The 17,707-nt window shown below is 68.2% G+C and carries 17 protein-coding genes; 2 read left to right on the top strand and 15 right to left on the bottom strand.

Annotation, left to right across the window (positions count from 1 at the left end):
* Positions 1 to 49 precede the first annotated feature (49 nt).
* The 6 genes from BLR29_RS16495 to BLR29_RS16470 form a co-directional block, all read right to left on the bottom strand.
* Positions 50 to 286, bottom strand: a complete 237-nt coding sequence (locus BLR29_RS16495) for a hypothetical protein (protein ID WP_092138084.1) — start codon at positions 284 to 286, stop codon at positions 50 to 52.
* Positions 287 to 399: 113 nt separating this feature from the next.
* Positions 400 to 1,293, bottom strand: a complete 894-nt coding sequence (locus BLR29_RS16490) for an HpcH/HpaI aldolase/citrate lyase family protein (protein WP_092138083.1) — start codon at positions 1,291 to 1,293, stop codon at positions 400 to 402.
* 8 nt (positions 1,294 to 1,301) lie between these two features.
* Entirely contained in the window at positions 1,302 to 2,261 is a 960-nt protein-coding gene (locus BLR29_RS16485; RefSeq protein WP_092138082.1) for a Bug family tripartite tricarboxylate transporter substrate binding protein, read from the bottom strand.
* 42 nt (positions 2,262 to 2,303) lie between these two features.
* Positions 2,304 to 3,320, bottom strand: a complete 1,017-nt coding sequence (locus BLR29_RS16480; protein WP_092138081.1) for a cyclase family protein — start codon at positions 3,318 to 3,320, stop codon at positions 2,304 to 2,306.
* 11 nt (positions 3,321 to 3,331) lie between these two features.
* Positions 3,332 to 4,564, bottom strand: coding sequence for a CaiB/BaiF CoA transferase family protein (locus BLR29_RS16475; protein WP_092138080.1), 1,233 nt, complete (start codon positions 4,562 to 4,564; stop codon positions 3,332 to 3,334).
* A 24-nt stretch (positions 4,565 to 4,588) separates the two neighbouring features.
* Positions 4,589 to 5,662, bottom strand: a complete 1,074-nt coding sequence (locus BLR29_RS16470; protein WP_255371283.1) for a tripartite tricarboxylate transporter substrate binding protein — start codon at positions 5,660 to 5,662, stop codon at positions 4,589 to 4,591.
* Between the two features lie 66 nt (positions 5,663 to 5,728).
* Between BLR29_RS16470 and BLR29_RS16465 the strand changes: the two genes are divergently transcribed.
* On the top strand, positions 5,729 to 6,604 hold the full coding sequence (locus tag BLR29_RS16465; RefSeq protein WP_092138079.1) for a LysR family transcriptional regulator: 876 nt from the start codon (positions 5,729 to 5,731) through the stop codon (positions 6,602 to 6,604).
* Here the strand turns inward: BLR29_RS16465 and BLR29_RS16460 are convergent.
* Positions 6,576 to 7,523, bottom strand: coding sequence for a LysR family transcriptional regulator (locus tag BLR29_RS16460; protein WP_092138078.1), 948 nt, complete (start codon positions 7,521 to 7,523; stop codon positions 6,576 to 6,578). The genes BLR29_RS16465 and BLR29_RS16460 overlap by 29 nt on opposite strands.
* Positions 7,524 to 7,640: 117 nt before the next feature.
* On the opposite strand from BLR29_RS16460, the gene BLR29_RS16455 reads away from it, so the two are divergent.
* Positions 7,641 to 8,507, top strand: a complete 867-nt coding sequence (locus tag BLR29_RS16455; RefSeq protein WP_092138077.1) for an NmrA family NAD(P)-binding protein — start codon at positions 7,641 to 7,643, stop codon at positions 8,505 to 8,507.
* Positions 8,508 to 8,533: 26 nt separating this feature from the next.
* On the opposite strand, the gene BLR29_RS16450 is transcribed toward BLR29_RS16455, so the two are convergent.
* The 8 genes from BLR29_RS16450 to BLR29_RS16415 all read right to left on the bottom strand — a co-directional run bounded on the left by BLR29_RS16450 (position 8,534) and on the right by BLR29_RS16415 (position 17,650).
* Positions 8,534 to 9,853, bottom strand: coding sequence for a S1 family peptidase (locus BLR29_RS16450; RefSeq protein WP_255371282.1), 1,320 nt, complete (start codon positions 9,851 to 9,853; stop codon positions 8,534 to 8,536).
* Positions 9,854 to 10,058: 205 nt separating this feature from the next.
* Positions 10,059 to 10,472, bottom strand: a complete 414-nt coding sequence (locus BLR29_RS16445; RefSeq protein ID WP_092138076.1) for a DUF3830 family protein — start codon at positions 10,470 to 10,472, stop codon at positions 10,059 to 10,061.
* 121 nt (positions 10,473 to 10,593) lie between these two features.
* On the bottom strand, positions 10,594 to 11,787 hold the full coding sequence (locus BLR29_RS16440) for an amidase (RefSeq protein WP_092138075.1): 1,194 nt from the start codon (positions 11,785 to 11,787) through the stop codon (positions 10,594 to 10,596).
* 35 nt (positions 11,788 to 11,822) lie between these two features.
* The gene (locus BLR29_RS16435; protein WP_092138074.1) at positions 11,823 to 12,896 is read right to left on the bottom strand and encodes an ABC transporter ATP-binding protein; all 1,074 of its coding nucleotides are present in this window, start codon (positions 12,894 to 12,896) and stop codon (positions 11,823 to 11,825) included.
* Positions 12,897 to 12,914: 18 nt separating this feature from the next.
* Positions 12,915 to 13,991 (bottom strand): ABC transporter ATP-binding protein, encoded by a 1,077-nt coding sequence (locus BLR29_RS16430; protein WP_092138073.1) that lies wholly within the window; start codon positions 13,989 to 13,991, stop codon positions 12,915 to 12,917.
* Positions 13,992 to 13,993: 2 nt separating this feature from the next.
* Complete coding sequence (locus tag BLR29_RS16425; protein WP_092138072.1) at positions 13,994 to 14,893, bottom strand: ABC transporter permease; 900 nt, start codon at positions 14,891 to 14,893, stop codon at positions 13,994 to 13,996.
* Positions 14,894 to 14,902: 9 nt separating this feature from the next.
* The gene (locus tag BLR29_RS16420; protein ID WP_092138071.1) at positions 14,903 to 15,853 is read right to left on the bottom strand and encodes an ABC transporter permease; all 951 of its coding nucleotides are present in this window, start codon (positions 15,851 to 15,853) and stop codon (positions 14,903 to 14,905) included.
* Positions 15,854 to 15,982: 129 nt separating this feature from the next.
* Positions 15,983 to 17,650: an ABC transporter substrate-binding protein gene (locus BLR29_RS16415; protein ID WP_176860980.1), complete on the bottom strand. Its 1,668-nt coding sequence runs from the start codon at positions 17,648 to 17,650 to the stop codon at positions 15,983 to 15,985.
* Positions 17,651 to 17,707 lie beyond the last annotated feature (57 nt).

The following is a 17,707-nucleotide window of genomic DNA, read 5'->3' as shown; positions in this document are numbered from 1 at the left end:
ATAGCCAGGTTGGCCGGGATGGCCCTGAGGCAATGCAAAGCGCCGGCGACTACCGCCGGCGCTTTTTCCATTCATAGTCCGCCGGCGGGTCCGCTGCCCCCGGCTTGCCGACGGCGTTGGGATTCTCCGAGCACAGGGTGACAAAGCTCACGGGCTCCCCGGCGAATTGCCGCCGCCGCAGCGCTTCAGTGAACTGCAGCGCCTCCTTCAGCGCATCGCCGGGGAACGTCTGGGCATGTGGGGCGAGTCCTTCGCTGGTGGCCTCGGTCCAGTAGATCATATACATACGGGTTGTCCTTCCGCTCGCTTCCCAGCCAGCATCGCGGCCCAGCGCCGTGATGCTTCAGAGATTGCGGAATAGCGTACACCCCCGCCGCAAGACTACCGATGCAGCCCGATTCAGCCGGCGATCAGCCCCAGCGAACGCGCCTGCGCCAGCACCACGCGGGCGCGGTCAACGAACGGGCGGTCGACCATCTTGCCATCGACGAGATATGCGCCGACACCACTGGCATCGGCCTCGTCGGCCGCCGCGACGACGCGCTGCGCGGCGGCGATCTCCGCATCGGACGGACGGAACACATCGTTGGCCAGCGCGATCTGGCTTGGATGGATGCAGCTCTTGCCGAGGAAGCCCAGACGACGCGCAAGGGCAGCCTCGGCGCGGAAGCCTTCCGCATCGCGGACGTCGGCAAATGCGGAGTCGTAGGCGAACACGCCGGCTTCGGCGGCGGCGATGCGCAAGCCGAACATCGCCTGGCTGATCGCGGCGATCTCGCGGCGATGGATGCCGGCGGGCTCGAACAGATCGGCCAGCCCAAGCTGCAGCCCGGCCACGCGCGGGTCGGCGGCGGCCAGTTCATACGCCAGCCGCAGGCCACGCGGCGATTCGATATTGAGCAGCAACTTCACCGGCGCGGCCGCGCCGGGCGTGCCGCCGGAGCCGAAGCCATTCGTGGCCTCGGCCCGTGCCACGGCCTGCGCGGCCTCGCGGACCTGGTCCACATGCTCCACTTTCGGCACGTTGATCATGTGCAGGCCGGGCCGGACCACGGCGGCGACATCGGCCTGGAAGTGCGGCGTCTCGGGGCCGTTCACCCGCACGATCAGCGTCTTGCCCGACGGCGTGGCGTGTCCCGATGTCAGCAGGTCCTGCAAGGCGGCGCGGGCCTCGGCCTTGCGCGGCTCGGCCACCGCGTCTTCCAGATCGAAGGACAACGCATCCGCCGCGCTGGCCAGCGCCTTGTCGAACAATTCCGGGCGCGATCCCGGCACAAACAGCTTGCTGCGCATGGCGTTCCTCACTCCGCGTTGATATGGCGAGCCTTGACCAGCGCGCCCCAGCGCGCGGCCTCGGTCTGCACGAACTTGCTGAACTGCTGGGGCGAATTGCCCACCGGTTCCAGTCCGAGCTGACGCAGCTTGTCTTGCACCTTCGGGTCGGCCACCGCCGCCTGCACTTCCTTTGCCAGGCGCTGGACGATCTCCGGCGACGTGCCGCGCGGCACGAAGATGCCGTTCCACTCCAGCACCTCGAAGTCGGGCAGGCCGCTTTCCGCCAGCGTCGGCGTATCCGGCAGCCCGGCATTGCGCTTGAGCGACGTCACCGCCAGCGCGCGCAGCTTGCCGGTGCTGGCGTAGTTGAGCGTCGACGCGACGTTGCCGAAGTAAGCCGATACCTGGTTGCCCATCACATCCGTCAGGGCCGGGGCGCCGCCCTTGTACGGCACATGCATCAGGTCGATGCCGGCCTTGGCGTTGAGCATTTCCCCGGCCAGATGGGACCCGCTGCCGGCGCCGGCCGACGCGAACGTCAGCTTGCCCGGGTGCGCCTTCGCATAGCTCAGGAACTCCTTGATGGACTTGTACGGCGCATTGGGCGGCACCACCAGGATATTGGCGGCGGTGGCCACCAGCGAGATCGGGATGAAGTCCTTGAGCGGATCGAACGACAGCTTGCGAAGGCTCGGATTCACGGCAAACGCGGACGCGTCATACAGCACCGTATAGCCATCGGGCGTGGCCTTCGCCACGGCTTCCTCGCCGATCACGCCGGCCGCTCCGGGGCGGTTGTCGATGACCACCTGCTGACCCAGCGTAGTGCTCAGGTGCTGCGCGATCACGCGCGCGGTGTTATCGGCGCCGCCACCGGCGGAATAGGGCACGATCATCCGTATCGGGCGGTCGGGCCAGGCCGCGGCGGCCAGCAGCGGCATGCAGGCGGCCGCGGCAACCAGCAGTTTCCGGCAGGTCGGTGTCATCGGTTGTCTCCAGTTGGAATGGGTTGTCTGTTGTCTTCTGGTTCAGACGGTGGCAATGGGATTCGCGGGCGAGCCCACCGCGCGCGGCAGGTGCAGCGGCGGTGCGGTCAGCAGGAACGACGAGCGCCCGGCCGCGCGCAGCCATGCGGCCAGTGGCGTGAGATGCCACATCTCGCCGAGCGGGATGCCCAGCTTGACCAGGCAGAGTTCATGCAACGGCAGCAGTGGCCCTGTGGTGCCCGGCGGCAGGCTGTGCCGGCGCTCCTCGACGGCGTGGTTGTCGGCGGCGATGGCCGCGATGCCAGCGTCGTCGATCCAGCGCAGCAGCCGCGCATCGGTACCGTCCAGCACGGCGCAGGCGTTGCGCAGCGGCGTATGGTCGTCGTCGGCCGACAGGGCCAGCGCCATCGCGGCCAGGCCAGTGTGCAGGCACAAGATGTCGCCACGCTGCACGTCCGCGCCACCGGCTTCCAGCACGCGCATCAGGTCGTCATAGCCCACGGCATGGCGTGCGTTGCCGAAGTGATGATGCAGATCCGCCAGCGTGCCGCGCCCCTGGATGCCACGCGCGGCCATCGGCGCGACGGAGAGTGCATCGGCGCCGATGAAGGTCCCGTCCGCCGCCGCGCCCGACCCGACCGAGAAACCGTTGTAGCCGACGGTCTCCGGCGTGCCGTCGCCGTCTGCGTCGAACATGCAGTTGACGTGCCCCAGCGCGTCCCATTGCGTCGAATATTGCGGAGACAGCGTGACATGGTCGTCGCTGATGACATCGGTGGCGCCAGGTACGTCCCCGCCCATCGGACGATTGAACACGCGCTGGCCGTCTTTCTCCGACGCATGCAGCACGGGCGGGCGGCGGCGCGGGTTCAGCACGCCGGCGCGCGGCACGTCGAGTGGCAGGGAAAGCGAGAACGTCAGCCCTTCGCGGACCTCGCGCACGGCGGCCAGCACCTGTTGCGGGCCGATGAGATTGAGCCGGCCCAACTGGTCGTCGGGGCCGAAGTCGCCCCAGTTGGCGCCGTCCGGACGATGCGTCCAGCGGGGATGTGCGGTCATGGCGGCGATCCTCAGGCCGGGGTGTTGCCGTCGATGACCACGCCGGCGGCGCGCAACGCCGCGATCCGGTCTTCGTCGTAGCCGGCGGCGCGCAGCGCCTCGGCCGAATGCTCGCCCAGCGCCGGCGCCGCGCGGCGGAAGGCGCCGGGCGTGCCGCCGAGCCGCGGCGTGATGTTGTGGACGGGAATCTGGCCCATGTCGGCATCGGGCAGTTCCACCACGATGTCGCGTGCACGGAAGTGCGGGTCGCGTTCGATATCCGACATGTCGTAGATCGGCCCAATGGTCACGCCCGCCTTGTCGAAAAAGGCCACGCAGTCGTCCTGCGTCATCGTGCCCAGGAATTCGCCGATGATGCCGTCGAGCAGCGCGGCATGCTTCACCCGTTCCGCATTGGTGGCGAAGCGCGGGTCGACGATCAGCTCGGCGCGGCCGATCGCGCGGAACAGGCGCTCGGTCATCGCCTGCGTGGACGCCGACAGGCAGACCCACTTGCCGTCCGAGGTCTGGTACGCATTGCGCGGCGCGCTGTTGGTGGACCGGCTGCCCGTGCGCGGCTTGACCTTGCCGGTCAGGCGGAAGTTGGCCGCTTGCGCGCCAAGGATCGCGAACACGGGGTCGAGCAGCGGCAGGTCGATGACCTGGCCCTGGCCGCCGCGCACCTCCACGTTGCGCACGGCGGCAAGCACGCCAACGGCGCCGTAGAGGCCGGCCGTCATGTCGCCGAGGTAGATCGGCGGCAGCACCGGTTCACGATCCTCGAAGCCGTTCATCGACGCAAAGCCCGACATGCCTTCCACCAGCGTCCCGAAGCCCGGGCGGTGGGAATAGGGCCCGTCCTGGCCCCAGCCGGACACCCGCACGATCACGAGCTTCGGGTTGCGTGCGAGCAGCACCTCGGGCGCCAGCCCCATCGCTTCCAGCGTGCCGGGCTTGAAGCTCTCGATAAAGACATCGGCGTGGCCGACGAGGTCCAGCACCACGTCGATCGCGCCTGGCGCGCGGAAGTTCAGGCACAGGCTGCGCTTGTTGCGGCAGTACGCCTTCCACGCGGTGGAGACCTCCTTCACCTTCCAGTCGCGCAGCGTGTCGCCGCTGGCGGGTTCCACCTTGAGCACGTCGGCGCCCAGGTCGCCCAGGGCCATCGTCAGTGTGTTGCCTGCGACCAGGCGGGAAAGATCGAGGATGCGGATGCCGTCCAGCGGTCCGGTGGCATCGGGGGCAAAGGCTTGCTGCGTGAACATGGGGCGTGACCGGCTGGCAATGAGTTAATCGGCGGTGATGTGGCGGGCCTTGGCCACCTGCTTCCAGCGCGCGGTGTCCGCGCGGATATGGTCGGCAAACTGGGCGGCGGTCATCGCGGACGGCTCGGCGCCTTCGCGGGCAAAGATCTCGCGCATTTCCGGCGTGGCGATGATGTCGCGGATTTCCGCGTTGATCCTGTCGACCAGCGCCTGCGGCGTGCCGGCGGGCGCAAAGACGCCCCACCACAGTTCGGCCGAGTAGTTCGGCACCGCTTCCGCGACGGTCGGCCATTGCGGCGCGAACTTCGAGCGCGTCGGCGACGTCACGGCGAGCGCGCGTACCTTGCCACCCTTGACCTGGCCCGCCACGGACGGAAAGCTCGCGATGACGAATTGCACCTGGCCCGCGATGAGATCGGTCAGCGCGTTGGAAATGCCTTTGTAGGGCACATGCGTGAACTCGCTGCCGCTGTCGCCGGCCAGCAACTCGCTGGCCATCTGGTTGATCGAGCCGATACCGGCCGAGCCGTAGTTGATCGCGCCGCGGTCCTTGCGTGCGGCGGCCACCAGCTGGCCGACCGTCTTGTACGGGGACTTCTCCGCCACGGCCACCACCATCGGGCCGCTGGCCAGCATCGCCACCGGGGCGAAGCTCTTGACCGGGTCGTAGTTCAGCTTGGGCTGCACCGCGGCGTTGGCGGTCAGCGTGGAGGACGTTACCAGCAACGTCGCACCGTCCGGCGCCGACCGTGCCACGAATTCCGCACCGATGGCGCCACCGGCGCCCGGCTTGTTGTCGACGATCGCGGTGACCTTGAGTCGCGTGGAAAGCTTCTCGCTGAGCAGGCGTGCAAATACGTCGTTGCTGCCGCTCGGCGGGAATGGCACGACCATGCGGATCGACTTGGGCACGACCGGTTCCGCGGCATGCGCGGCGGGCAGGGTGGCGATCGACACGATGCTCATGGCCACGGCGGCCAGGGCTGATATGGCGCCCAGGGTGCGGGCACGCGGCGTGAAGGAAGGCAGCGCAGAAGGGTGCAGCGTCACGATGGTTTGTCTCCGAAGGGTCTTGTCGCGGCGCATGGCCGTCTGCATGGCATCGTAGTCGTGGCCGTTGTTGAGATAAAGTGACGTTTTTAAACCTATCGGTGAGGAAAACTCATGAAGGTCGAGTTCTTCCAGACCCTGGCCGCCGTGTTGCGGTGCGGCAGTTTTGCCGGGGCGGCCACGGAAATGAGCCTGTCGCCCAGCGCGGTCAGCCTGCAGATGAAGCAACTGGAGACCTACTTTGGCCAGCCGCTGTTCGACCGCTCCGCGTTGCAGGTCCGGCCCACCGCCTTCGCGCATGAGGTCAGCGCCACCGTGCAGGGGACGATGGATGCGCTGGAAACGCTGCGGCGCCGCTCGGCGCCGGTCGTCGAAGGCAGGATCCGGCTGGGCGTCATTGAACCGATGCAGGTGACCGTGCTGCCGGGCTTTACGGCGCTGGTGCGGGAGTCGTATCCCAAGCTGGACGTCCGACTGGAGCGGGGGCGCTCGTCGGCGCTCGTCGACGCCTTGCGGTCCGGCACGATCGACGCCGCAGTCGTGGCTCAGCCGGAGACGGGGGCGTCCACACGGATCCGGTGGACGCCGCTGTTCCGCGAGCCGTGCGTGCTGGTGGCGCCGCCCGACTCGGGCAGCAAGGGTGTGGCGGCGCTCCTCAAATCATATGAGTGGATTCGTTTCGATACGTCGACGATCGCCGGGTCGGCCGCCGCCGACTACGTCAAGCGCGTGGCGCCCGAGGTGCGGTCGCGGATCGAGCTGCTGTCGATTCCGGCCATCGTGGCGATGGCGTCGCGCGGACTCGGGGTCTCCGTGCTGCCGGTGCCCGATTCCTATCTGCTGTCGGCATTTCCGGTACGCGTGCTGACGCTCGGCGACAGCGCGCCCTCGCGGCAGATTTCGTTTGTCTCGCGCGTGGCCGAGGCGGAGGACCGGCTGGTGCAGGCGCTGCTCGATTGCGTCAGCCGCGCCGTGGCGGCGCGGGGCTGACTGGCGCGGATCGGCGCTGGCAGATCTCCACCACGAAATCCACGAACGCCCGCACCTTGGCCGGCAGGTGCTGCCGCGACGGATAGAGCGCATACAGCGGAAACTTCTCGTCGGGCCAGTCGGTCAGCACGGGCACCAGGCGGCCCTCGGCGATCAGCGATTCGGCACCGTAAGTCAGGGTCTGGCAGATGCCGTGGCCGGCCGCGCAGACGCTGTGCATGGTGCCGCCTTCGTTGACCACCAGCCGCCCGCGCGCCTGCACGACCACGTGTTCGTCGCCACGCCAGAATTCCCACGGGAACGGGCGGCCGGTTTCCGGATCGCGGAAATGGATGCAGGTGTGCCGGTCGCCCTCCAGGTCCGCCGGCGTGCGCGGCTTGCCGTGCCGCTTGAGATAGGACGGCGCCGCCAGCGTCACCACCGGCACATCCATCAGCTTGCGGGCGACCAGCGTGGTCGCGCGCGGATGGCCAAAGCGGAACGCCACGTCGAAGCCATCGGCCACCATGTCCCCCAGCGTGTCCCGCGTCACGAGGTCCATCGTCAGGTGAGGGTGGGCGTCGACGAAGGCCCCCAGGTGCGGCGCGAGGACGAGCCGCGAGAAGAACGGATCGACGTTGGCGCGCAGCCGGCCACGCACCGCCGACACGCCCTGGGAGGCCGCCGTGGTGACTTCCTCCAGTTGCGCCAGCAGCGGCGTCACCTCCTCGTAGAACCGGCGGCCGTCGTCGGTCAGCGTCACCGAGCGGGTGGTCCGGTCGAACAGGCGGATGCCGAGCCTTGCCTCCAGTCGCGCCACCGCCCGGCTGACACCGGACTGAGTCATGTCGAGCGTCTCGGACGCCCGCACGAAGCTGCCGTTTTCCACGATCGCCCTGACGACCCCGAGGCCGTCGAGCAGGCGTGCGTCGAATCCCATCTTTGATGCCTCGCAGTCATCAATCAAGTGACGGGCATGTTATCGCGGAATCGTCGTGGATTGACCAGAATTCGGTCACCGCAGCCGTGACGCGCTGCATCCCGACAGGAGAGAAACATGTTTGCTGTGACTGGAATTACCGGACAGGTGGGCGGTGTGGTGGCGCTGGCACTGCGGGCGGCGGGGCACGAGGTGCGGGCCGTGGTGCGGTCCGCGGAAAAAGGCAGGACCTGGGCCGGCGAAGGCTGCGACGTGGCGGTGGCCGAGATGCATGACGCCCAGGCATTGGAACGCGCATTCACGGGCACCGACGGCGTGTTTATTCTTCTGCCGCCGAACTTCGACCCGTCGGATGGCTTTCCCGAATCGCGCGCGATGATCGAGGCGATCCGCCGGGCGCTGGAGGCCGCCGCGCCGAAGCGCGTGGTGTGCCTGTCGACAATCGGCGCGCAGGCCGGGCAGCCCAACCTGCTGCGTCAGCTGTCACAGCTGGAGGCGGTGCTTGGCACGCTGCCAATGCCGGTGGCCTTCCTGCGCGCGGGCTGGTTCATGGAAAACACGCTCTGGGATATCGAGCCGGCCCAGCTCACGGGCGTCATCGACAGCTACCTGCAGCCGCTGGACAAGCCGGTGCCGATGGTCGCCACCGCGGATGTTGGCCGGGTGGCGGCGGAACTGCTGCAGGACACGTGGGAGGGCCGTCGCGTGGTGGAGCTGGAAGGCCCCGAGCGCGTGAGCCCGCTGGATATCGCGGCGGCGCTATCCATGCTGCTGGGGCGGCCGGTGCGGGCCCGCGCGGTGCCGCGCGCGAGCTGGGAAGCGTTGTTCCGCGCGCAGGGCATGCGCAATCCCACGCCCCGCTTGCAGATGCTCGACGGCTTCAACGCGGGCTGGATCCGCTTTGAAGCGTGCGAAGGGCACACCCGCAAGGGCCAGCTACCGCTGCGGGCGGTTCTGGCGGGGCTGACGGCGCGCGTGGACTGAGCAAGCCCGGCGCCGGCCGGGGGGCGTTACTCGAAGCGATGCGAGACCAGTTGCAGCGTCTCGTTGACCCGCTCCCAGCTGGAGTAGGTGGCCTCGAAACGGACCACGCGCCGCAGTTCGGGCGCATACCAGGCCGACGCCTTGTAGCGCGAGTTGGTCGACGAGTTGCTGCCCGCGCCGTAGAACGGCCGGCTGACCCAGCCCACGTAGTTGATGCGGATCGTGCGGAGGTCCTTGCCATCGACGCTGAGCGAAGCTTCCGAGGCCGCCGTGCCTTCGAGTTCGGTGCGGAAGCCGTTGCCCGGTTGACGGTAGGCGGCCTTCCACCGCATGCCAATCTTGACGTCATCCGGCACCCAGCCACCGGTGGGCGAGGCGATGTCGAACTCGCCGCCGATCGGCGTGGTGATGCTCGAAACACGGCCGTCGCGGGTCTCGACGCGGGCGCCCTGGTTGAAGATCACGCGGTCGCCGTCGAGGCGGTCCACGCGGTACGTCACCGGGCGGCGCGTCTTGGTATGGTTATCGATCAGCTCGTATTGCCAGACTTCGCCCACACGCGGCGATTCCGTGCCACCGGCCTGCGCCGCCTGGGTGGCCACGCCCGCCGCAACCGCTTGCGCCGCCGGGGCGGCCGGGGCCTGCGACGGCTGGTAGGTGGCCATCGCGACACTGCCGCGCGCCTTGATTTCGGAGATCCACGTCGCGGGCAGGGCGCGCGTCAGCGTGTCGCCAGCGGTCGGCCGGGACAGGATGCCGATCAGGCGGCCACTGTCGTCGAACAGGGCGCCGCCGCTGCTGCCCGGCGCGTCGGGCATGGAGGCCTGGATGCGTTCCAGCTTGCCGGTGGATGCGGCCTGGAGGCCGGTGACCGTGCCCTCGCGCACGCTGACGATGCTGCCATCGACCACGGAGGCCGCGTAGACGCGCTGACCGAACGCCGGGGCGGCCGACGGGCTCACCGCGGCCGCAGGCGCCGTGAAGTTGGCGACGTTGAGCAGGCAGAGGTCGCGCTCCACATCGGGCGCGGCGAGCGTGGCGCCATAGCTGATGTTGTCACGACGCACCGCGATCGACCGGGCGCCGGCCAGCAGATGGCAGGTGGTGACCAGTTGCCCCGGCCCAATCACCACGGCGGACCCGGATTGCATCGGCGTTTCCTGTGCGCCGTAGGTGCGAATGGCGTAGACGCTCGGCGATACCTTGGCGATCAGCGGCGCCGATTCCAGCGCGGCCGCCGGTGACGCGGCGAGACCCATCCACAAGCAGGACATGGCGCCAAGCGCGATGGCGCGATGAATTGGCAGGCGGCGCGCCTGCATCTCCGATGTCTTGAACGGCTTCATTCTTCTTTTCCCCGGAATATTCTTATTGCGTGCCGGCGGCATTCTGCGCCGGCCGGCCGCTACTCTACCGTGAGCACCGGGGAAACGTCACGCGGCGGCCGCACACCGTTGTGCCATCCGCAACAGGTTTCGCCCGCCCCGCAGCGTGCCCCGGCCGCCGTGGCGGCGTTGCAGGACGGCCTGCGTGCCGCGGCGTCGCTGCCGGCTACTCGGCCAGTTCGAATACCACGTCCTGCGCGCCTTCCCACAGCACCTTGGTACCCAGCGCGCGCAGGTGCTCACGGCCCTCGACGATGGTCAGGAAGTGGTTGCCGGCCAGTTGGCCCATCTTGCTGGCAAAACAGCAGCTGCCATAGGCCAGGATGATCTCGGTTTCGCTGTAGCCGCCGGGGTAGAACAGGATGTCGCCCACCGAGGGGTGGCTGGTATGGTTTTCGAAGCCGACCCCGAGCCGGAATTCGCCGAGCGGGATCCAGCAGCCTTCGCCGCTCCAGCGCACGTGGATCAGTTTCTGGCGATAGGGCAGCAGTTTCAGGAACGCCTCCACGGTCTGTGGAGCGTCGGGGTGGGTCTCGGCGATGAAGGTTTGGCCGGCGGCGGTGATGCGAAGACGGGGCATGGTGGTCTCGATGTCGGTCGACGTAGGGTTTCGGGGCGCCTGGCAGGACGCATGCGGGGATCGCACGCCCCGTATGAAACCAGCGGGAAGCGCGACCCCGGCATCCGGGACTGTACGCGCGTCAGACCACTGCCGTCATCAGCTTTTCCGCGAGGGCGATCAGGCTGCGATCGCTGCCCCTCGGGCCGAGCAGCGAGATGCCCAGCGGTGCCCCTGCGCGGCCGGACAGCGGCAGGTTCAGTTGCGGAAAGCCGGATAGCGGCGTCAGGCACAGCACGTGGGCTGAGGCGGTGCGATAGTCCTCCAGCGTTTCGCCGGCCGCTGTGCGCAGCGGGGCGATATCGGGCATGGTCGGCAGCACCAGCACGCCGTCGTGACCGAGCAAGCGGCCCAGGTGCGCCGTGAATTCGCGCCGGATCGCGGTCGACTGCTCGAACTGCACCGCTGTCACGCCCTTGCTGAACGCAAAGCGCGCGGCGATATCGGCCCCCAGATGCAGGCCGTATTGCTCGATCAACGCGCCATCGGCCTGCCACGCTTCCCATCCCTGCACGTAGCGGAACGCCCAGTACAGGTCCGACAGCGGCCGGTCGGCCACGTCCACCGGCGTGGCCTGGCCGAGCGCGGCCTCGATACGGGCGACCGTTGGCGCCAGCGCGGCCCGGGCGTCGGGCGTGGGCAGCTCAAACAGGTCCGAGGCCAGCAGCAGGCGCGGCGTGGCGGGCAGCGGATCGGCATCCCTGGCGCCGAACAACACATCGGCCACGCGCGCGAACGTGGCGACGTCTCGCGCGAAGAAGCCACAGGTGTCCAGCGTCTCGCACAGTGGCATGCAGTGGGAGAGCGAGATCCGCCCATGCGACGGGCGGATGCCGAGCAACCCGCAGTGGCTTGCAGGCGCGCGGACCGAGCCGCCGGTATCGGTGCCGAGCGCGAAGTCGCACAGGCCGTTGGATACCGCCGAGGCGGACCCGGATGACGACCCGCCGGTGATGCGGTCGGGTACGGCGCCGTTGACGGGGCCACCGTAGTGCGCGTTCTGGCCGTTCATCGAGAACGCCAGCTCGTCGGTATGCGACTTGCCGATAAAGCGGGCGCCGGCGTCGAGCAGTTTCTGGACCGTGGGCGCGGTCACGGTCTTGATACCCGAGCGCGCCAGGACGTGCGGATTGCCGCCGCCAGTGGGATAGCCCGCCACGTCGAACAGGTCCTTGACGGCAAACGTCAGGCCGCGCAATGGACCGGTGGACGCGTTGGGCACCGCCACCTCGGGATAGGGCATGAAGGCGCGGGCGGGATGGGTAGCCAGGGTCATGGGGTTCGACTTCCTTGTTCCGGTGAGGGGTGGATTCAGGCGGCCACTTCGGCTTCGGTGGCCAAGGGCTGGTTGACCAGCACGCAGCTGACGCGATGGCCATCGCCGAGCGATGTGGCGCGCGGCACGTCTGTCAGGCAGGCGGAGCGCGCATGCGGGCAGCGTGGCGCAAAGGTGCAGCCCGGCGGCAACGCGGCGAGGTCGGGCGGGGCACCACCGATCGTCTGCAGGCGCTGGCCGCGATCCATGCCGTGCTGGCGGCTTTGCAGCAGGGCGATCGTGTAGGGGTGGCGCGCCTCGCGGAGCAGCGTGCGGATGGGTCCCTCCTCGACGATGCGCCCGCCGTACATCACCGCGACGCGGTCGGCAATCTCCACGGCCGCGCCGATGTCGTGCGTGACGAAGACGATCGACAGGCCCAGCTCGCGTTGCAGCTCGCGCAGCAGGATCAGCACCTGGATCTGCACGGTGGCATCCAGTGCCGTGGTGGGTTCATCGGCCAGCAGGATCCTTGGTTGCGCCGACAACGCCAGCGCGATCATCGCGCGCTGCCGCATGCCACCGGACATTTCGTGCGGATAGGCCGCCAGCCGGCGCTCCGGGCTCGGAATGCGCACGGACTCCAGCGCCTTGAGCGCCAGCGCGCGCGCTTCCGTGCGGGAGACCTTCCGGTGTGTGCGGATGCATTCGACGATCTGCTGGCCAACCGTATAGACCGGGTCCAGCGCCAGCAGCGGTTCCTGGAACACCATCGCGACGGTGCCGCCACGCAGGCGGGCCAGCGCGCGTTTGTCGAGCTTGAGGACGTCCTGGCCATCGACGCGGATCTCGCCGTGCATGCGCGTGCGGCGCGGCGGATGGAGCCGCATCAGCGCGCGCAGCGTGACGCTCTTGCCGGATCCGGACTCGCCGATCAGCGCGACGGCCTCGCCGGGCGCCACGTCGAGGGACACGCCGTTGACGGCCCGGATGGTCTTGCCGCCCCCGGAAAACGTCACGTGGAGATCGCGCACCGATACCGCGGGCGAGACGGGCGAGATGGCGCGGGCATCCGCGGCATCCACGGACGAGGTGGCGCTGGGGGCGATGAGTGGGGTGTTATCGGACATAGGGGTCTCCCGGCGCGATCAGGGCGTGGCCGCGTGCAGGCCGGGCGTCATGCGCCGCAGCGGCAGCGAGTGGCCACCGTCTGGCATCGCCATCAGGCACGAGACGGGATGGCCGGCGAGGGCGTCTGACAGCACCGGCGCGCGGCGTTCGCATACCGGCTCGGCACGCACGCAGCGCGGGTGAAAACTGCAGCCGGGCGGCGGGTTGATCGGGTTCGGTGGGTCGCCGGCCAGCGGCGCGGCCAGCGTGCGCTGGTCCGGGTCCATCGACGGCATCGAGGCCAGCAACGCGCGCGTGTAGGGATGGGCCGGGTTGGCGTAGATCGATTCGGTGTCGCCAATCTCCACGACCTTGCCCAGGTACATCACCATCACGCGGTCGCACAGGTAGCGGATCACGTTGAGGTCGTGGCTGATAAAGACGTAGGTCAGGTCGAATTCCGCCTTGAGGTCCAGCAGCAGGTTCAGCACCTGGGCCTCCACGGATTTGTCGAGGGCGGACACGGCTTCGTCCAGGATCACCAGCCGCGGCCGCAGCGCCAGCGCGCGGGCAATGTTCACGCGCTGGCGCTGGCCGCCGGACAACTCGTGCGGATAGCGGCCGGCGAAGCGCGCCGGGTCCAGCCCGACCCGCTCGAGCAGATAGCGCGCGCGCTCCGTGGCCTCCCGCGCCGGCACGCCATGCACGCGCGGCGTGAACGCGATCGATTCCTCGATGGTCAGCCGCGGGTTCAGCGACGAATAGCTGTCCTGGAACACCATCTGCACCTGGCTGCGGAACGCCTTCATCGGCAGTTGCGGCGAGCCCACGCCTTGCGCATCGAAGATCAGCTCGCCGCTGTCGTGCGGCGTCAGTTGCATCAGCAGCCGCGCCGTGGTGGATTTGCCGCAGCCGGATTCGCCGACCACGCCCAGCGTTTCGCCCTTGAGCACATCAAAGCTGACGCCATCGACGGCGCGCACCACGCCGGCCTTGCGCAGGGGGATCGCCGACTTGAGCGGGAAATGCCTGACCAGGTCGCGCGCGATCACAAGCGGCTGGGCCGGGCCGCCGACGTCCTGCGCGTGGGCGGGCGCTACGGGAATATCGTTCATGCTTAATCCTTGATTTCCATGGCCGAGCGGATGCCATCGGCCAGCAGGTTGAAGGAGATCGAGGTCAGGAAGATCATCGCCCCCGGCAGCGCCGCGACCCATGGCTGCGTGTAGATGGCGGTGCGCAGCGTGTTCAGCATCAGACCCCATTCGGGCTCGGGCGGCTTGACGCCGAGGCCGAGGAACGACAACCCGGACGCCAGGATCATCGACACCGAGATCAGGCTGGTGGCGTAGACGAAGATCGGGCCGAGCACGTTGTTGAGCACGTGCGCGCGCACGATGGTCAGCGACGACGCACCGGAGGCGCGCGCCGCATCGACGAACTCCCGATTGCGGACCTGCGTGGTCACGCTCTCCGCCACGCGCACGATCTGCGGCACGAAGACGATGGTCAGCGACAGCAGCGCATTGCCCACGCCGGCACCCAGCGTGCCCGACAGCGCGATGGCCAGCAGCACCGAGGGGAACGCGTAGAGGATGTCGGTCAGCCGCATGATCACGGTGTTGGTCCATCCGCCCGCGTAGCCGGCGACGATGCCGAGCGCACTGCCGATCACGAAGGCGAGCAGCACGGGCGTGATGCCCATGAACAGCGACAGCCGGCCACCGAGCATCAGGCGCGAAAGCATGTCCCGGCCCAGCTCGTCGGTGCCGAGCAGGTAGTGCTCCGTGCCGACTGGCTTGAGCCGCTTGAGGATCGACGATGCGTAAGGATCGGCGGGCATCAGCGCCGGGGCGAAGATCGCCATGGTCACCAGCGCGATGAGGATCAGCGCGGCGGCCATCGCCAGCCTGTTGCGCAGCAGGCGGCGGCCCACGGTGGCCCAGTAGCCGGGCGAACGCTGCACGGGCAGCGGCGCAGGGGACCGGGCAAGGGTGGTCATGTCGGTGGTGTTCATGGCGGCGCCTCAGTTACGCTGGATGCGGGGGTCGAACAGCGTCTGCAACGCGTCCACCAGCAGGTTGAGCAGCACGAAGAACACCGCCAGCACAAGGATCGTGCCTTGCAGCAGCGGGAAATCGCGCTGGAAAATGGCCGAGTTCAGCAGGAATCCGGTACCAGGCCACGAGAACACGGTCTCGATGAGGATGGAGCCGCCGAGCAGGTAGCCGAGTTGCAGGCCCATGACGGACAGCGCGGTCGGCGCGACGTTCTTGACCACGTGGCGGAACACCGCGAGATCGGACAGTCCGCGCGCCCGCAGGCCGACGATGAATTCGTTGGAGAGGATTTCCGCCACCAGCGCGCGGATCGTGCGGGCGACGATGCCCATCGGGATCACGGACATCGTCACGGCCGGCAGCAGCATGTACTGCAGGTGCTCCCAGTCCCATGTCCAGTCGCCGGAGCCGCCCGGACCGGCACCCGTCGCCGGGAGCCAGCCCAGCAACACCGAAAACGCGATCACCAGCACCATGCCGAGCCAGTAATGCGGAATGCTGACGCCGAGCACCGAGAGGAACGAGGCGACGCGGTCCGACACGGAATCGCGCATATAGCCGGCCACGAAGCCGAACAGGCAACCGAACGTGAAGCCGATCAGCGTGGCGACGGAGGCCAGACGGATCGAGTTGATGACGGCACCCGATACCTCGGACATCACGGGGCGGCTGGTGGCGATGGATGTGCCCAGGTCACCGTGCAGCGCGCGCACGAGCCAGTGGGCAAATTGCTCTAGGAACGGCTTGTCGAAGCCGTACAGCGCGGTCAGCTGACGCCGGAGGTCTTCGGAGGCGTCGGGCGGCAGGACGGAAACCAGCGGATCGCCGGGCGCGATATGGACCAGGGAGAAGCACAGCAGCGCGACCCCCAGCAGGATTGGCAACGCATACAGGATGCGGCGGAGCAGGTAAGTCATGGTCTGTGGCCGGCGAGTGGACGAGTAGGCGAGCGGGAGGCGGGAAGGTGACAGGGCGCGTGTGCCACTTGTTCGTGCCTCGCTCCCGCCCGACGGAAGCGAGGCACCAACCCTCGGCAATGCGGCGGCTCAATCCATCGACATGGTCGCGATATCGATGAACCAGCTCTGCGGTTGCACGACGCCCTTGACCTTCTTCGAGATCGCGCGCGGGCCCACGTCATGGGCGATCAGCACGAACGGGGATTCCTCGACGATGCGCGCATGCAACCGGGCCAGCGCCGCGTCACGCGATTTTTCGTCGAACGAGGTGCGCGCGTTCTCGATCAGCTTGTCGAACTCCGGGTTGCCAAAGAAGCCCCAGTTGTTCGACACCGGTGGCTGCGTCTTGGTGCTGACGAAGCGCACCATCGCAAAGAACGGGTCCATCGCCGCGAAGCTCACGTTGATCGCATTGGCGCCGTGCGCGCTCGGGTCCTTGGCGCCGATCCGCCAGTTGGTGAACAGGGTGTTCCACTCGACCACATCGAAATCGACGTCGAAGAAGCATTCCTTGAGGTTCTGCTGCACGTACTCGTTCATCGGCAGCGGCTGCATCTGGCCGGACCCGGACGCCGAGACTTGCACCTTGACCTTGAGCGGCTTGGCGGCGGAGTAGCCGGCTTCCGTCATCAGCTTGCGCGCCGCGTTGGCGTCGTACTTGATGTCGAACGTCGGATTGCCCCACCACGGGTTGCCGGATTCCACAATCCCCTTTGCCTCGGCCATGTAGCCGCCCAGCAGTGTCTTCAGGCCCGCGCGGTTGACGCAGAGGTTGGCGGCCTGGCGCACGCGCTTGTCCAGCCACGGGGAATTCGGCGCGAACGAGAGTTGCCACGGCCACATGTGCGGCTGGGCGTTGGCGTAGACCTCGAAGCCGCGGCTCTTGATCTGCGCGATCGCATCCGGCGCGGGCGCCTCGATCCAGTCCACCTGGCCCGAGAGCAACGCGGCCGTGCGCGCGTTGGCCTCAGGCATCGGCACCATCACGACCTTGTCGATCTTCGGCACGCGCCTGGCGTCCCAGTAGCTCGCGTTCCTTGCCACTTCCAGGCGCTCGCGCGGCACGAAGCGCGTCATCCTGAACGGACCCGTGCCGGAGGCATCGGCGGCGAATGCGACCCACGCCTGCTTGCTGCGCTCGGCCGGGTCCGTGACCGATGCCGGCACGGCGGCCAGCTTCTTTTCCCATTGCGTGGGCGACGCCATGAACAGGTTCGACACGTTGTACGGCAGGAACGAATCGGGCTCCGCCGTCACTAGTTCGACGGTCATGTCGTCGATCTTTCTGGCGCTGCGCAGCGTGGGCATGCGCGATGCCGTCACGCCGACCTGGCTCGGGTCGAATTGCCTCGCGGTCTTGTCGAGCACCTTGTTGACGTTCCACACCACGGCGTCCGCATTGAACGGCGAGCCGTCGTGGAACTTCACGCCGGGACGCAGCCTGAAGGTCCATTTGGTCTTGTCGGTGGCCTCCACCTTCCACTCGGTGGCCAGGCCTGGAATCAGCAGGCTGGGGCCGTTGCCCTTGGAGAGATCCCATTGCGTCAGCGCGTCGTACAGGGGGATGCCGGTGAAGCGGTTGCCCTCGAAGCCCTGGTCGGGCTGGCCGAGCGTGCGCGGGATATCGGCGGCGGTCATGCCGATGCGCAGCACCTTTTCAGCCATCGCGGCGCCGGGCAGGGCGAGCAGGGACAGGGCGACGGCGGCGGATACGGACCGGATGGCAGCGGAGAAACCTTTCGCGTGGGAGGACATGGGGTGGTTCACAGGCATTGCTCCTGGTTGGGGGAAGGGCTGCGTCCATTCAAGCAA

The sequence above is a fragment of the Cupriavidus sp. YR651 genome, assembly GCF_900101625.1.
GTDB lineage: Bacteria > Pseudomonadota > Gammaproteobacteria > Burkholderiales > Burkholderiaceae > Cupriavidus.
The sequence above is the reverse complement of the archived record's forward strand: the minus strand, read 5'-3'. Positions and strand labels throughout refer to the sequence as shown.

Bases quoted from the DNA above. Each gene is read 5' to 3' on its own strand.
- BLR29_RS16490 (WP_092138083.1), bottom strand. From the start codon at position 1,293: ATGCGCAGCAAGCTGTTTGTGCCGGGATCGCGCCCGGAATTGTTCGAC.
- BLR29_RS16450 (WP_255371282.1), bottom strand. From the start codon at position 9,853: ATGAAGCCGTTCAAGACATCGGAGATGCAGGCGCGCCGCCTGCCAATT.
- BLR29_RS16495 (WP_092138084.1), bottom strand. From the start codon at position 286: ATGTATATGATCTACTGGACCGAGGCCACCAGCGAAGGACTCGCCCCA.
- BLR29_RS16475 (WP_092138080.1), bottom strand. From the start codon at position 4,564: ATGTTCACGCAGCAAGCCTTTGCCCCCGATGCCACCGGACCGCTGGAC.
- BLR29_RS16460 (WP_092138078.1), bottom strand. From the start codon at position 7,523: ATGGGATTCGACGCACGCCTGCTCGACGGCCTCGGGGTCGTCAGGGCG.
- BLR29_RS16470 (WP_255371283.1), bottom strand. From the start codon at position 5,662: ATGCAGACGGCCATGCGCCGCGACAAGACCCTTCGGAGACAAACCATC.
- BLR29_RS16465 (WP_092138079.1), top strand. From the start codon at position 5,729: ATGAAGGTCGAGTTCTTCCAGACCCTGGCCGCCGTGTTGCGGTGCGGC.
- BLR29_RS16425 (WP_092138072.1), bottom strand. From the start codon at position 14,893: ATGAACACCACCGACATGACCACCCTTGCCCGGTCCCCTGCGCCGCTG.
- BLR29_RS16440 (WP_092138075.1), bottom strand. From the start codon at position 11,787: ATGACCCTGGCTACCCATCCCGCCCGCGCCTTCATGCCCTATCCCGAG.
- BLR29_RS16480 (WP_092138081.1), bottom strand. From the start codon at position 3,320: ATGACCGCACATCCCCGCTGGACGCATCGTCCGGACGGCGCCAACTGG.
- BLR29_RS16485 (WP_092138082.1), bottom strand. From the start codon at position 2,261: ATGACACCGACCTGCCGGAAACTGCTGGTTGCCGCGGCCGCCTGCATG.
- BLR29_RS16420 (WP_092138071.1), bottom strand. From the start codon at position 15,853: ATGACTTACCTGCTCCGCCGCATCCTGTATGCGTTGCCAATCCTGCTG.
- BLR29_RS16415 (WP_176860980.1), bottom strand. From the start codon at position 17,650: ATGTCCTCCCACGCGAAAGGTTTCTCCGCTGCCATCCGGTCCGTATCC.
- BLR29_RS16445 (WP_092138076.1), bottom strand. From the start codon at position 10,472: ATGCCCCGTCTTCGCATCACCGCCGCCGGCCAAACCTTCATCGCCGAG.
- BLR29_RS16430 (WP_092138073.1), bottom strand. From the start codon at position 13,991: ATGAACGATATTCCCGTAGCGCCCGCCCACGCGCAGGACGTCGGCGGC.
- BLR29_RS16455 (WP_092138077.1), top strand. From the start codon at position 7,641: ATGTTTGCTGTGACTGGAATTACCGGACAGGTGGGCGGTGTGGTGGCG.
- BLR29_RS16435 (WP_092138074.1), bottom strand. From the start codon at position 12,896: ATGTCCGATAACACCCCACTCATCGCCCCCAGCGCCACCTCGTCCGTG.